The organism is Mesorhizobium sp. M7A.F.Ca.US.005.03.2.1, assembly GCF_003997795.1.
GTDB classification, from domain to species: Bacteria; Pseudomonadota; Alphaproteobacteria; order Rhizobiales; family Rhizobiaceae; genus Mesorhizobium; species Mesorhizobium ciceri.
The window spans coordinates 1-652 of record NZ_RZRP01001498.1; the positions used below are offsets into that span (position 1 = coordinate 1).

Sequence of the window (652 nt, forward strand, 5' to 3'; positions counted from 1 at the left end):
GCAGCTGCTGTCGGGGCGCGATGCTTCGGAAGTGCCGTCGGCCCTGATCGGCCTGCCTGCGCCGCAAACCAGCCTGCCGGCGCTGGAGGGCTCAAACCTGCCGGGGCTCGATTCGAAAACCTTCGCCGGCAAGGTCACATTGGTCAACGTCTTCGCGTCGTGGTGCGCGCCATGCCGCGAAGAGCACCCGGTGCTTCTGGCGTTGTCGCAGGATAAGCGTTTCACCATGGCAGCGCTGAACTACAAGGACCGGCCCGAAAACGCACGCCGGTTCCTCGGCGATCTCGGCAATCCGTTCCAGGCGATAGGGGTCGACGAAGCGGGCCGCGCGGCGATCGACTGGGGCGTCTACGGCGTGCCGGAAACTTTCGTCATCGGCAAGGACGGCAAGATCGCCTACAAACATGTCGGCCCGCTGACGCCCGAGACGGTGCAGGCGTTGCTGTTGCCGCAGATCGACAAGGCACTGGCGGCGCGTTGATATTCAGGTGATGCCGGCCTGCAAACAGCGGCTTCCTGCGCGTCCGGTGCTCGCGTACCAAAAGTACGCTCCGCTCCGGTTCTCGGAAACCACCGTTTTCGACTCGGCCTGACCTGAATCTCAACGCACCTTGGCGGCGCGTCTTATCGGGCTTGAGATCAGCCGTAGATC

Annotated in this window: 1 protein-coding gene; it reads left to right on the top strand. The window is 64.0% G+C overall.

The window, feature by feature from the left end:
- Positions 1–481 (top strand): DsbE family thiol:disulfide interchange protein (locus EN991_RS38715; RefSeq protein WP_164769787.1); only part of this gene is annotated, 481 nt, incomplete at its 5' end.
- Positions 482–652: the final 171 nt, after the last annotated feature.